Raw genomic sequence first — 13,708 nt, 5'->3', positions numbered from 1 at the left:
GGGCGGTTGTCAAATCCATCCAGCCATTCGGAGAACCAAAATGGGCAAGCTCAACAACAAGGTCGCCATCGTCACCGGTGCCGCGCGAGGCATCGGTGCGGGCATCGCCAAACGACTGGCGGCGGAAGGCGCCGCCGTCATCGTCAACTACGCCTCCAGCCGTGAGGCTGCGGAACGCACGGTCAAGGAGATCGTCGCCGCCGGTGGCAAGGCTACTGCGGTCCGGGGCGACGTGGCCGATGCCGCCGAAGTGGAGAAGATGTTCGAGGCCGCCGAGATCGCATTTGGCAAGCCAAGCATTCTGATCAACAATGCCGCGACCGCCAGCTTCGGCACTTTCGAGGAAGCCAGTGAGGCGGATTATCGGCGGCTCTTCGACACCAACGTACTGGGCACGATCCTGACCACGAAGGCGGCCATGCGTCACTTCCCCGAGACCGGCGGCAGCATCGTCAACATCGGCACGATCTCGAGCTGGAACCCAGTGCCAAACACCAGCCTCTATTCCGCCAGCAAAGCGGCGATCGATACGCTGACGCTTAGCCTGTCGAGAGAACTCGGAGCCCGCAACATCCGTGTCAACATCGTGGCGCCCGGCTATACCCATACAGAAATGACCGAAGGCATGGTTGGCACCGATTTCGGCAATATGCTGATCGCTGGCGTCCCCCTTGGCCAGCGCTTCGGCAAGCCGGACGACATCGCCCCGACCGTGGCCTTCCTCGCCTCGGACGAGGCGGCGTGGCTGACCGGCGAACGCATCAACGCGTCCGGCGGCGCTCGCTGATACGACGCCGGCTCAACATCCGCCACCGGCAGGCCATGGCCTCCCGGTGGCATCGCCGAGAACCTCCACGGCGGCGCTCCCAAGCGTTTCGCCGCTTTTCCCTTTATTGTGACAATGATCTATGGTTTGTCGCGCCGCGGCCAAGCGGCTGTTCTGGAGTGTTTTTTGAGGAGTGCTCGATAAATGGCGACTGAAAACTGGCCCGTTTACGGTGAGATCACCGGCCCTGTGGTGATGATCGGCTTTGGCTCGATCGGACGGGGAACGCTGCCGCTGATCGAGCGCCATTTCAAGTTCGACAAGTCGCGCATGACGGTCCTCGACCCGCGCGACACCGACCGCAAGCTGCTCGACGAGCGCGGCATCGCCTTCGTCCAGGAAGCGGTGACCGAGAAGAATTACAAGAAGCTCCTGACCCCGCTGCTGACCAATGGCGGCGGCCAGGGCTTTTGCGTCAACCTGTCGGTCGATACCGGCTCGGTCGACCTGATGCGGCTCTGCCGCAAGCTCGGCGTGCTCTACATCGACACTGTCGTCGAGCCCTGGCTCGGGTTCTATTTCGACGCCAAGGCCGACAATGCCAGCCGCACCAACTATGCGCTGCGCGAAGCCCTGATCAAGGAAAAGCACGACAAGCCCGGCGGCGCCACGGCGGTCTCCACCTGCGGTGCCAATCCCGGCATGGTCTCGTGGTTCGTCAAGCAGGCGCTGGTCAATCTCGCCACCGATCTTGGCCTGGAATTCTCGGAGCCCGCGCAGGAAGACCGCGAGGGCTGGGCCAAGCTGATGAAGAAGGCCGGCGTCAAGGGCATCCACATCGCCGAGCGCGACACGCAGCGCACCAAGAAGCCGAAGCCGATGGATGTGTTCTGGAACACCTGGTCGGTCGAGGGCTTCATCTCCGAAGGCTTGCAGCCGGCCGAACTTGGCTGGGGCACGCACGAAAAATGGATGCCGAAGAACGGCAAGAAGCACAAGCATGGCTCCAAGGCCGCGATCTATCTGGAGCAGCCGGGCGCCAACACGCGCGTGCGCTCATGGTGCCCGACGCCGGGCGCCCAGTACGGCCTGCTGGTGACACACAACGAGGCGATCTCGATCGCCGATTTCTTCACCGTGCGTTCCAAGAAGGGCAAGGTCCAGTACCGCCCGACCTGCCACTATGCCTACCATCCCTGCAACGATGCGATGCTGTCGCTGGACGAGATGTTCGGCGCTGCCGGCAAGCCGCAGCCGGTGCACCACGTGCTCGACGAGAACGAACTGGTCGACGGCGTCGACGAGCTCGGCGTCCTGCTTTACGGCCATGACAAGAATGCCTACTGGTACGGCTCGCAGCTTTCGCTGGCCGAGGCGCGCAAGCTGGCGCCCTATCAGAACGCCACCGGCATGCAGGTCACCTCGGCGGTTCTCGCCGGCATGGTCTGGGCTCTCGAAAATCCGGACGCCGGCATCGTCGAGGCCGACGAAATGGACTACAGGCGCTGCCTCGACGTGCAGTCGCCCTATCTCGGGCCGGTCAAGGGTTACTACACCGACTGGACACCGCTCGACAGGCGCCCGGGCCTGTTCCCGGAGGATCTCGACCGCAGCGACCCGTGGCAATTCCGCAACATCCTCGTCCGATAGCATGCCCCATTACCTTGCAATCGCCCGGAAATCGGGCGATTGAAGGGATGCGGCCTAGACAGCCTTGTGCGTCCCGTTGGGCGCACAAGGCACACTCTAGCACTTTGGGCGTTCGCATCGTGCTTTCCAAAATCGAAGCCGATTTTTGGGCCGATGCGTTTGGAGAGGATTTCATATGACTATTGCGCGCAAATTTCTTTCGATGGGCATGGCGGGTGCCGTGGCCTCGATGCTTGCTGCCTGTGCCACCAGCGGTCCCGGCGAGCCGCCGATGGCAGCCTCGCCGAAAGGCGTCGAAGGCTCCTGGATCGACGCCAAGGGCACCGGCCTGTCGACCTTCACCGCCGGGAAATTCGCGACGGTGGCCACCGACACCGGCCAGAAGCTGGCGGATGGCAGCTACACGATGACCGGCGCCACGTCGGTGCAGATCAACGGCACATCGCTGATCCGCCAGACCGGTGTCAGCTTCAACTGCCTGCTGGTGTCGACCAGCCAGCTGAACTGCACCAGTTCGTCCGGCCAGAACTTCGTGCTGACGCGACGCACCTGAACGAGCAGGGGTTCGCCTCATAGCGCCTCACGAGGGACGGCGGTCAACAGACCGCGGTCCCTTTTTTTGCACCAGAAAACACCCCGGGGTTTTCGCCGGAAAATACAGCCGGCATTTCCGCTTGCGTCTGCCGAAACGCGATGGGAACATGGTCAAAATGCTGGCTGTTATGTCCCAGTCAAGCAAGGGTGTTAAACGCCTCTGATCAGCCTGCCGGGAGACGAAGATGAAGAAGCTTGCCGCCATTGCCGCCCTTTCCGTATCGACGCTCGGCCTGTCGGCCGGCGCATCCTTTGCCGACTACACACTGAACATTTTGCATTTCAACGATTGGCACAGCCGCATCGAAGGCAACAACAAATACGAATCGACCTGTTCGGCCGATGAGGAGACCAAGGGCGAATGCATTGGCGGCGCCGGCCGGCTGGTCACCGCGATCGCCCAGGAACGCAAGAAGCTCGAAGGCCAGAACGTACTGCTGCTCAATGCAGGTGACAGCTTCCAAGGATCGCTGTTCTACACCACCTACAAGGGCGCCGTGGAAGAGGAATTCCTCAATCAGATAAAACCCGACGCTGTGACGCTCGGCAACCACGAATTCGACGACGGCGAGAGCGCGCTGGTGCCTTATCTCGACAAGGCGAAGTTTCCGGTCGTCAGTGCCAATGTCGTGCCCAACGACAAGTCCGGCGCGGCGGGCAAGATCAAGCCGTCGATCGTCGTGGAGGTCGGCGGCCAGAAGATCGGCATTGTCGGCGCCGTCACCAACGACACGCCCGAACTCGCCTCCCCCGGCCCCAACATCGCCATCGCGGACGACGTCAAGTCGATCACCGCTGAGGTCGAGAAGCTCAAGGCGCAAGGCGTCAACAAGATCATCGCCGTGACCCATATCGGCTACAACCGGGAGCGCGACGTCATCGCCAAGATCCCGGGCATCGACGTGGTCGTCGGCGGCCACAGCCATACGCTTTTGTCGAATACCGATCCGAAGGCGGCAGGCCCCTATCCGACGATGGCCGACAATCCCGACGGCTATAAGGTGCCGGTCGTGCAGGCGGCGTCCTATTCGAAATATCTCGGCGAGTTCAAGGTCGTGTTCGATGACAATGGCGTCGTCAAATCGGCGAGCGGCGATCCGATCTCTCTCGACAAGTCGATCACGCCTGATCCTGCCGTGCTCGCCCGCATCAAGGAGCTTGGCGCGCCGATCGAAGCCTTGAAGAACAAGGAAGTCGCCGAGACCACCGACGTCATCGACGGCAGCCGTGAGAGCTGCCGCGTCCATGAATGCGCGATGGGCAACCTCGTTTCCGACGCCATCCTCGACCGCGTTAAGGGACAGGGCGTCGAGATCGTCATCTCCAATGGCGGCGGCCTGCGTGCCTCGATCGACAAGGGCACCGTCACCATGGGTGAGGTGCTGACGGTGCTGCCGTTCCAGAACACGCTGGCGACCTTCCAGATCTCCGGCAAGGACCTGGTCGCCGGCCTCGAAAGCGGCCTCAGCCAGATCGAGGACGGCGCCGGCCGCTTCCCGCAGGTCGCCGGCCTGAAATATTCCTTCGACAAGTCGGTCGCGCCCAATGCCGGCCGGGTCAAGTCGGTCGAAGTGATGGAGAACGGCGCCTGGGCGCCGATCAATCCCGACAAGGACTATCTGGTCGCCACCAACAATTATGTCCGGCAGGGTGGCGACGGCTACAAGGTCTTCGCCGAAAAGGCCAAGAAGGCCTACGACTACGGCCCCGGCCTCGAACAGGTGGTTGCCGACTATCTCGGCGCGCATCGGCCCTACACGCCCAAGCTCGACGGCCGCATCACCGAGATTGCCGCGACCGTCGCAGCGGCAAAGCCCGCCGAACCGGCGAAGCCAGCGCCGGCCGAAGCCGCCAAGCCGGCTGAACCGGCGAAGCCCGCGGACGCGGCACCGGCAATGCCTGAACTGCCCGCCAACTCCGGCGATATCGCCAACAAGCCGCCGGCCATGTCGACAGAGGCTGCACCTGCCGAGCCGGCAAAGCCGGCCGAGACGGCTCCTGCACCGGCAGCACCCGCCCCGGCAGCCCCCGCGCCCGCCGAGCCGGCAAAACCCGCCGAGGCCGCGCCGGCTACGGACAATCATGTGATCGTTGCCGGCGACACCTACTGGGACCTGGCAAAGAAGGCTTATGGCGACGCGACCAAGTGGAAGCTCATCTATGATGCCAACAAGGGTCAGAAGCCGCACCGGCTTATGCCCGGCGCATCGCTGACCATTCCAGCGAAGTAGCCTCACTTTACCTCTTCCAGCACCAAGCCTGCCTGGGAAACCGGGCGGGTTTTGTGTTTTCAGGCTAAGGTGCGGCCAGACGCTGCATTGAAAGCGCGCGCAAGATGGTTAGGTTCGCGTCTCCTGGAGAACCCTTATGTCGCTTTCCACCTCCGTCGATGCCAAGGCCGCTAAAGCCATCGGCCCGCTGCCTGCCGGCCACCTGCCGGTCAAGGCGGGCAAGGTGGGCGTCGTACTGATCAATCTCGGCACGCCGGACGGTACCGATTTCAAGCCAATGTGGCGCTATCTCAGGGAATTCCTGTCCGATCCGCGTGTCATCGAGCTCAACAAGGCGATCTGGTATCCGATCCTCTATGGCCTGGTGCTCACCATGCGGCCGAAGAAGTCGGGCGCCAACTACGCCAGGATCTGGAACCGGGAGAAGAACGAGTCGCCGCTACGCACCTATACGCGCGCTCAGAGCGAGAAACTGGCCGAGGCATTGCGCGACCTGCCCAATGTCGTGGTCGATTGGGCGATGCGTTACGGAAATCCGTCGACGGCTAGCGTCGTAGAGAGGCTGGTCGCGCAAGGCTGCGATCGCATTCTTTCATTCCCGCTCTATCCGCAATATTCGGCGACCACCACCGCGACCGCCAATGACCAACTGTTTCGCGCCTTGATGAAGATGCGTCGCGCGCCTGCGGTGCGCAGCGTGCCGTCCTACCATGACGAGCCGGTCTACATCGAGGCGCTGGCGCGTTCGATCGAACAGCATCTGGCGACGCTCGATTTCACACCCGAGGTTGTCATCACCTCCTATCACGGCATCCCGAAGCCCTATTTCGAGAAGGGCGATCCCTATCATTGCCACTGCCAGAAGACGACACGCCTGCTGCGCGAACGGCTCGGCTGGGATGACAAGAAACTGATCATCACCTTCCAGTCGCGCTTCGGCGCGCAGGAATGGCTGCAGCCCTATACCGACAAGACGGTGGAGAAACTGGGCAAGGACGGTGTGAAGTCGATCGCCATCGTCAATCCCGGCTTTTCCGTCGACTGCATCGAGACGCTGGACGAGATTGGTCGCGAGGCCGCCGAAACCTTCCATCATGCCGGCGGCAAGAACTTCGCCCACATCCCTTGTCTCAACGACAGCGCCGAGGGCATGGCGGTGATCGAGGCGCTGGTGCGGCGCGAACTCTCCGGCTGGGCCTGACGCCGGAACAACGGCCACTCCGGGGCGTTGAGGCGCACCTTCCGGAGCGTTCGATGCCCCGCCAACTCGACCTCAGAACTGGCCGGCCCGTCTGGTCCGCCTATCGGGCGCCCGCGGTGCCGACGACCGCGCTGACCCGTGACGCCAAGGTCGATGTGCTGATCGTCGGCATGGGCATCAGCGGCGCCATGATGGCCGAAGTACTGACGGCGGACGGCCATTCCGTGATCTGCATCGACCGGCGCGGGCCGGTGAAAGGCTCGACCGCGGCGACCACGGCGCTGGTCGAATTCGAGCTCGACCAGCCGCTTTCAGTGTTGATCAAGATGATCGGAGAATCCAAAGCGCAGCAGGCCTGGAGACGCTCGCGGCTCGCCATTTCCAGTCTGGCCGGTCGTATCGAAGATCTGGCCATCGACTGCCGCCTGAGCCGTACCCAATCGCTCTATCTGGCCGGCACCATGCTCAGCCGTTCGGAACTGCGGGACGAAACCGAAGCCCGCCGGCAAGCGGGTATCGCCGCAACCTATCTCGCTCCGCAGCCGCTGGCCGAACGATACGGCATCGACCGCAACGGCGCCATCCTCAGCCACGGCAATATCGCGCTCGACCCGCGCAAGCTGACCGCCGGGCTGCTGTTGAAGGCGTTGGAGCGCAAGGCATGTTTCCACGCCCCCGTCGAGGCAACAAGGATCGAGGACAGTGCCGACGCGGTGGTCGTGGCGACCAAGGGTGGCCCGACGATCACGGCGCGGCATGTTGTTCTGGCCACCGGCTATGAACTGGTCGACATCGTGCCGGCGGCCGCTCACCGGATCATCTCGACCTGGGCTATAGCGACACGCCCGCAGCCGCGAAAGCTCTGGCCGCAGGCAGCTTTCATCTGGGAAGCATCCGAGCCCTATCTCTACGCCAGGGCGACAGCCGACGGCAGGGTCATCTGCGGCGGCGAGGACGAGGACTTCATCGACGAGGCACGCCGCGACGAACTGATCGCCGGCAAGAGCGCGCGCATCGCCGCAAAACTTAGCCGGCTGTTTCCACGTCTCGACGTCAGGCCTGAATTTGCCTGGACCGGTTCCTTCGGCACCACGACCACCGGCCTGCCCTATATCGGCGCCATTCCGAGGCACCCGCGCATCCATGCCGTGATGGGCTACGGCGGCAACGGCATCACCTTCTCGCGGATTGCCTCGGAGATCGTCTCAGCCTCCATCGGCGGCTTCGACGACACGGATGCAGGCCTGTTTGCCTTCAACCGCCAGCTGCAGACCCACAAACAATCCCTCATCACCTGATTGTAACGTTGCTGAAACACACTTAAGTCTTTGCTGAAGCTGGCTGCGCGGGAATGGCTCGCGCGACTTGCTTCTGAGGGAGAGCCAAATGGATTTCAGTGGTTTCGATATTGCGGTCGTAGTGCTGGTCGCGCTTGTCGTGCTGGTGCTGTTCAAAGGCATCAAAACAATTCCGCAAGGCTACAACTATACCGTCGAACGTTTCGGCCGTTATACAAGGACACTGAGCCCAGGCCTCAACATCATCACGCCGTTCGTCGACCGTATCGGCGCCAAGATGAACATGATGGAGCAGGTGCTCGACGTTCCGAGCCAGGAGATCATCACCCGCGACAATGCTATCGTCGGTGTCGACGGCATCGCCTTCTTCCAGATCCTCAATGCGGCACAGGCCGCCTACCAGGTTGCCGGTCTGCAGAACGCCATCCTCAACCTGACGATGACCAACATCCGCACCGTCATGGGCTCGATGGACCTCGACGAACTGTTGTCCAACCGCGACGCCATCAACGAGCGCTTGCTGCGCGTCGTCGACGAGGCCGCGCATCCGTGGGGCATCAAGATCACCCGCGTCGAGATCAAGGACATCAACCCGCCGGCCAACCTGATCGAATCGATGGGCCGCCAGATGACCGCCGAGCGCAACAAGCGGGCGCAGATTCTCGCCGCCGAAGGCCTCAAGCAGTCGCAGATCCTTGAAGCCGAGGGCCGCAAGGAAGCCGCCTTCCGCGACGCCGAGGCGCGTGAACGCTCGGCCGAAGCGGAAGCCCGCGCCACCCAGGTGGTGTCGGAGGCGATTTCCAAGGGCGACGTGCAGGCGCTGAACTACTTCGTCGCCCAGAAATACACCGAGGCACTGGGCAAGATCGGCTCGGCCACCAACAGCAAGATCGTGCTGATGCCTTTCGAGGCGTCGTCGCTGATCGGTTCGCTCGGCGGCATCGGCGAGATCGCCAGGGAAGTGTTCAAGGGCGATGGCCCGGCCGGCACGCAGCGGCAGGTTTCACGCCCGCCCGTCGTCAAGCCAAGCGACAATTGATGTCTGCGGTTTGGGAGTAGACCATGATCGACCGTGTCATTTCGGAACTCGGCCCGTGGAGCTGGATGGTCCTGGGCTTCGTCCTGCTGGTGATGGAAATCATCGCGCCGGGCATCTTCATGCTGTGGATCGGCATTGCGGCGCTTATCATCGGCGCGCTGTCGCTGCTGATCTGGAATGCAGCCATCTGGACCTGGCAGGTGCAGGTACTCGCTTTCCTCGCGCTTTCGCTGGTCTCTGCCTATGTCGGCAAGAAACTGGTCGGCGGGCGCCATGATCCGACGGACCAGCCGCTGCTCAACCGGCGCGGCGCCCAGATGGTCGGCAAGATGGCGACGCTTGCCGAGCCGATCAGGGACGGCCGTGGCCGCATCAAGCTCGGCGATACGCTGTGGCGCGTCTCTGGCCCGGACCTGCCGGCCGGCACGCAGGTCCGTGTCACGAGTGCGGCGGATACAGACTTGGAGCTCACGGTGGAGCGGGTCTGAATCTTCAGACTGCGCTTAGGTATTGAGATTCAGGTCAGGCCGCGTCGAAAACGATGGCTTTCGAGAACTGGCGCGGAGCGGACATTTGGGTCCGTGAGCACCGGAAGCGCAGAAAGCCGTCGTTTGCAGGCCGGCCTCACCTGAATATCGATACCTTAGGCGGCGCCGATGCGAAGCAGGTCGTGGAAATGCACCACGCCCAGCGGCATGTTGTTCTTGGTCACCACCAGGGCGCCGATATTGTGTTCGTTGAGCAGCGCGATCGCCGTACCGGCAAGCGTCTGCGGGTCGACCGTCTTGGGCGTGCGGGTCATCACCTCGTCGACGATGACGTCGGCCAGGTTACGGTGCAGGTTTCGCGCCACGTCGCCATCGGTGATGATCCCCGCCAATTCGCCGTTGGCGTCGACGATCAGGACGCAGCCGACCTTCTTCTGCGACAGCGTCATCACCGCTTCCGGCATCTTTGTGCCGAGCGAAGCCAGCGGAACCTGGTCGCCGACCCGCATGATCTCCGAGACCAGGGTCAGGTTGGCGCCAAGCTGGCCGCCGGGATGAAAGGTGCGGAAATGGTCCGGCGTGAAGCCGCGCGCCTCGAGCAGCGCGATCGCCAGCGCGTCGCCAATGACCAGTTGCAGCAGGGTCGACGTCGTCGGCGCCAGACCGTGCGGGCAGGCCTCCGGGGTGCGTGGCAAAAGCAGCACGACGTCGGCGGCCCGCGCCAGCGCCGATGTCTCTCCGGACGTGATGGCGATGAGCGGAATGGAGAAGCGCCTGGAATAGGCGACGATGCCCAGCATCTCCTTGCTCTCGCCAGACCACGAGATGGCGATGATGGCGTCGTCCTTGGCGATCATGCCGAGATCGCCATGGTTGGCCTCGACGGGATGGACGAAGAAAGCCGGCGTACCGGTCGAGGCAAGCGTCGCCGCGATCTTCGAACCGATATGGCCGCTTTTGCCGACACCGGTGACGATGAGCCGGCCTTCGATCTTCGAGATCGTGTCGACGGCCTGGGCAAAAGGTGCGGCCAGGCCGTTCTCGAGCGCCTCGGCCAGGGCTGCGATCCCGGCCTGTTCGGTCGCCACCGTTCTCAGCGCCGAAGCGATCGACGCCTGCCTGTCCAGGGGCTTCTTATCGAGGGATTTCGCATGCATGGGTGATGCGATTAGCGCTTTGCCGCCCGCCTGTCCAACAGAAATGGCCCCACGGATATCGGCCGGGCTGTGAGACGGATGGGCCAGCGACAGGCATGAAAACAGGAAGCTTGACGAAGGCGGTATGATTCCCTTTCGAAACCGGCGTCCGGGACCCGGTAAGGGACCCGTCTCAACCCTCCGTTAACCATCCCCATTTACGGTTCGGTAAGTATGGCGCTCAAGGCGCCGCGCAAGCAGTGGTGGCGATGTCCGGGGTCCAGCCAGAAAAATCGACAGGACGACAGGGCAAGGCGGTCTGCGTCTTGCTGCTGGCGACCAGCATGTTTGCCTTGCTGCGCCCGGCACCGCTGCATGCCCAGGAGACGGAACTGCGCGGCGAGGTGTCCGAATCGGCGATCCTGTCCGACCAGCAGCGCAAGGCGCGGCAGCTTGCCTTGGCAAGACAGGGCCAGCAGGCACCGGCCAACGCCGTGCAGGACGCACAGGCCGACACCTATCTGCCGGCCAGCGCCGGCGCCGTGCCTGACGATACGGACAGCAACGACGCAAGCGCGTCCGGCAGCATTTTCGACCCGCCGCAGGCGACCGACGATAGCTCCGCCGATACTTCGAAGCCGCCCAAGCCTCGCCGCCGTCCATCGACTGGCGGGAAGGCGGATCAGGACAAGACCAAGGCGGGCTCCAAGACTTCCGACAAGGCGGCAGACAAGTCGAAAAAGAAGAAAAAAACGACGTCCACCGATACCACCGCTTCAACCACCGCCTCCACGACGGACGCTGCCGATACGACGGACACGGACGAGGAGACGGCCAACCGCCGTGTCCGCACCATCGACAGCGCCGACAAGCAAAAGCTCGACCCCGGTGCCGAGCGCACCGACGCCATCGAAGGCCAGAAGAAGAAGCCAGAGGACGACCCGTTCGCCGCCCCCGGCGTCAAATGGGGTTCCTTCGTCATCCGGCCGACGATCGAACAGGGCCTGACCGCCACGTCGAACGGCGATTCGAGCAGCGCCGGCAAATCGGCGCTGCTGTCGGAGACGGCGCTGCGCTTTTCCGCCACTTCCGACTGGCGCGAGAACTCCGCTGTTATCGACGGCTACGGCCTGTTCCGCGAAACGGTGTCGGGTTATCCCGTTCACAATGCGCAGGGCCGCATCGAAGGCCAGTACAATGTCGACCTCGACAACGAGTTGCGCGCCATCGCCAAGCTCGGCTACGAGGCCGTGCCAGAATCGGCATCATCGCCGGACGCCATTGCCGGCGTCAGCACCCAGCCGCTGCGGCAAACCGTCGACGGCAGCCTTGCCGTCGAAAAGGCGGTCGGCAAGATGCAGTACACGTTGACCGGCGCGGTTGCGCACGACTTTTACGGCGACGCCAAGCTTTCGGACGGCACCTCGCTGTCGCAGAAGGACCAGGACAACACGCTCTATACGGCGACTTTGCGCACCGGTTACGAAATCTCCCCCGCCCTTACCCCGTTCAGCGAAATCGAGGTCGGCCGCCGCACCTACGATCAGCGCATCGACAATGAAGGCTTCGAGCGCTCCTCGACGCGGCTCGGCGCCCGTGCCGGCCTGCAGCTCGACATGGGTGAGAAGCTCTCGGGCGAATTCTCGGCGGGGTGGCTGCGCGAAGCGATCGATGACAAGAGCCTGGAGCCCATTTCAGGCGCCACCGTCAACGCCGCCCTCAAATGGTCGCCCGAGCGTGGCACCACGATCGGCCTGACCGGCAGCAGCACCGTCGAGACCACGACCACGGCAGGTGAAAGCGGCGATATCCTCTACTCCGGCCGCCTGACCGGCGAGCGGCAGATCCGTGCCAACCTCACCGGCAACGCGGCCCTGGGCCTCGACTGGCGCAACTATGTCGGCATCGACGGCCATGACAGGATTTTGAGCGCCGAGGCCGGGCTGACCTGGTGGCTGAACCGCTATGCCGGCCTCACCAGCAAGGTGAGGACCGAAAAGCTGACCAGCAATTTGCCAGGCCGCGACTACACCGCCAACAGCATCTATCTCGGCGTGAAGGTGCAGCAGTGAAGGCGCCTGCAACGCCAAGGATGTGTTGAGATTCAGGTCAGGCGGCGCCGAGAATGGTGGGTTCCGAGAACCGGAACGGAGCGTACGTTTGGGTACGTGAGTACCGGAAGCGCAGGAAGCCGCCATTCGCAGGCCGGCCTCACCTGAATATCAGCACATCCTAGAATGCTGCCCCGCGCCGCTCTGATGGCTTCATCTCGTCGAGAAGCGTGCGGATGACGCCGGCCATGCTGTGGTTCATGTCGCTTCGCCACAGCGCGAAGGCGACATTGGCCTCGACGAAGCCTTCCGGGGAGCCGCAGTCGAAGGTGCGGCCCTGATAGTGGTAGCCGTAGAAGGCCTGCTGCTTCTCCAGCTTCAGCATCGCATCGGTGAGCTGGATCTCGTTGCCGGCGCCCTTCTCCTGCCCTTCGAGGATCTTGAAGATCTCGGGCTGCAGGATGTAGCGGCCGTTGATGTACAGGTTCGACGGCGCGGTGCCGGTCTTTGGCTTCTCGACCATTTCGGTGATGCGGAAGCCGTGATGGGTCGGTTCGCCCCGGCCGACAATGCCATATTTATGGGCTTCGGCCGGATCGCACTCCTGCACGGCGATGATGTTGTTGCCGGTCTCGGCGTAGAGATCGACCATCTCCTTCATGCAGCTCTTTTCCGACTGCATGATCATGTCGGGCAACAGCAGCGCGAACGGCTCGTCGCCGACCAGTTCGCGCGCGCACCAGACGGCATGGCCAAGCCCCATCGGCACCTGCTGGCGGGTGAAGCTCGTCTGTCCCGGCGCCGGCTGCAGCCGCTGCAACCGGGCAAGCTGCTCGTCCTTGCCGCGCTGGGCGAGCGTGTCATAGAGCTCGAACTGGATATCGAAATGATCCTCGATGACCGCCTTGTTGCGGCCGGTGACGAAGATGAAATGTTCGATGCCCGCCTCGCGCGCCTCATCCACCACATACTGGATGACCGGCCGGTCGACGACGGTCAGCATTTCCTTGGGAACAGCCTTGGTGGCGGGGAGAAACCGCGTGCCGAGACCAGCGACTGGAAAAACTGCCTTGCGAACTCTCTTCATACGCCAATTATCCATTTGATGGCTGGCTCCGCAATCCCCGTCCGGCGACATTTTCACGCCGGATTTGAGGATTACTGGCAAGACCGAGGGGAAACTCCCATCCGTAAAGCATCGAGACGTCTTTTCGTTCCAGGCATTGCCTATGGTAAACTAATTCATAACCCGGT

The 13,708-nt window shown here is 63.0% G+C and carries 11 protein-coding genes; 9 read left to right on the top strand and 2 right to left on the bottom strand.

Features of this window, described 5'->3' with window-relative positions; genetic code table 11:
• Positions 1-40: 40 nt before the first annotated feature.
• The 8 genes from AC0NIH_RS09440 to AC0NIH_RS09405 all read left to right on the top strand — a co-directional run bounded on the left by AC0NIH_RS09440 (position 41) and on the right by AC0NIH_RS09405 (position 9,267).
• Entirely contained in the window at positions 41-787 is a 747-nt protein-coding gene (locus AC0NIH_RS09440; protein WP_013893144.1) for an SDR family NAD(P)-dependent oxidoreductase, read from the top strand.
• Between the two features lie 183 nt (positions 788-970).
• The gene (locus AC0NIH_RS09435) at positions 971-2,416 is read left to right on the top strand and encodes a homospermidine synthase (RefSeq protein WP_013893143.1); all 1,446 of its coding nucleotides are present in this window, start codon (positions 971-973) and stop codon (positions 2,414-2,416) included.
• Positions 2,417-2,591: 175 nt separating this feature from the next.
• The gene (omp10, locus tag AC0NIH_RS09430; RefSeq protein WP_023765806.1) at positions 2,592-2,969 is read left to right on the top strand and encodes an outer membrane lipoprotein Omp10; all 378 of its coding nucleotides are present in this window, start codon (positions 2,592-2,594) and stop codon (positions 2,967-2,969) included.
• 226 nt (positions 2,970-3,195) lie between these two features.
• Positions 3,196-5,241 (top strand): 5'-nucleotidase C-terminal domain-containing protein, encoded by a 2,046-nt coding sequence (locus AC0NIH_RS09425; protein WP_473465009.1) that lies wholly within the window; start codon positions 3,196-3,198, stop codon positions 5,239-5,241.
• A gap of 136 nt (positions 5,242-5,377) precedes the next feature.
• Entirely contained in the window at positions 5,378-6,442 is a 1,065-nt protein-coding gene (gene hemH, locus AC0NIH_RS09420) for a ferrochelatase (RefSeq protein ID WP_473465007.1), read from the top strand.
• A gap of 53 nt (positions 6,443-6,495) precedes the next feature.
• The gene (locus tag AC0NIH_RS09415; protein ID WP_473465005.1) at positions 6,496-7,740 is read left to right on the top strand and encodes an NAD(P)/FAD-dependent oxidoreductase; all 1,245 of its coding nucleotides are present in this window, start codon (positions 6,496-6,498) and stop codon (positions 7,738-7,740) included.
• A gap of 88 nt (positions 7,741-7,828) precedes the next feature.
• Positions 7,829-8,779 carry an SPFH domain-containing protein gene (locus AC0NIH_RS09410; protein WP_013893138.1) on the top strand — a complete coding sequence of 317 codons (951 nt, stop codon included), beginning with the start codon at positions 7,829-7,831 and terminating at the stop codon, positions 8,777-8,779.
• 23 nt (positions 8,780-8,802) lie between these two features.
• Entirely contained in the window at positions 8,803-9,267 is a 465-nt protein-coding gene (locus tag AC0NIH_RS09405) for an NfeD family protein (RefSeq protein WP_473465002.1), read from the top strand.
• A gap of 155 nt (positions 9,268-9,422) precedes the next feature.
• Here the strand turns inward: AC0NIH_RS09405 and AC0NIH_RS09400 are convergent, their stop codons facing one another.
• Positions 9,423-10,424 (bottom strand): KpsF/GutQ family sugar-phosphate isomerase, encoded by a 1,002-nt coding sequence (locus tag AC0NIH_RS09400; protein WP_473465000.1) that lies wholly within the window; start codon positions 10,422-10,424, stop codon positions 9,423-9,425.
• A 248-nt stretch (positions 10,425-10,672) separates the two neighbouring features.
• On the opposite strand from AC0NIH_RS09400, the gene AC0NIH_RS09395 reads away from it, so the two are divergent.
• Positions 10,673-12,475 carry an outer membrane beta-barrel protein gene (locus tag AC0NIH_RS09395; protein WP_473464998.1) on the top strand — a complete coding sequence of 601 codons (1,803 nt, stop codon included), beginning with the start codon at positions 10,673-10,675 and terminating at the stop codon, positions 12,473-12,475.
• Positions 12,476-12,635: 160 nt separating this feature from the next.
• Here AC0NIH_RS09395 and galU read toward each other — a convergent pair whose 3' ends face one another.
• Positions 12,636-13,541: a UTP--glucose-1-phosphate uridylyltransferase GalU gene (galU, locus tag AC0NIH_RS09390; protein ID WP_023765813.1), complete on the bottom strand. Its 906-nt coding sequence runs from the start codon at positions 13,539-13,541 to the stop codon at positions 12,636-12,638.
• Between the last annotated feature and the right edge of the window lie 167 nt (positions 13,542-13,708).

The sequence above is a fragment of the Mesorhizobium sp. WSM1386 genome, assembly GCF_055901595.1.
The sequence above is the reverse complement of the archived record's forward strand: the minus strand, read 5'-3'. Positions and strand labels throughout refer to the sequence as shown.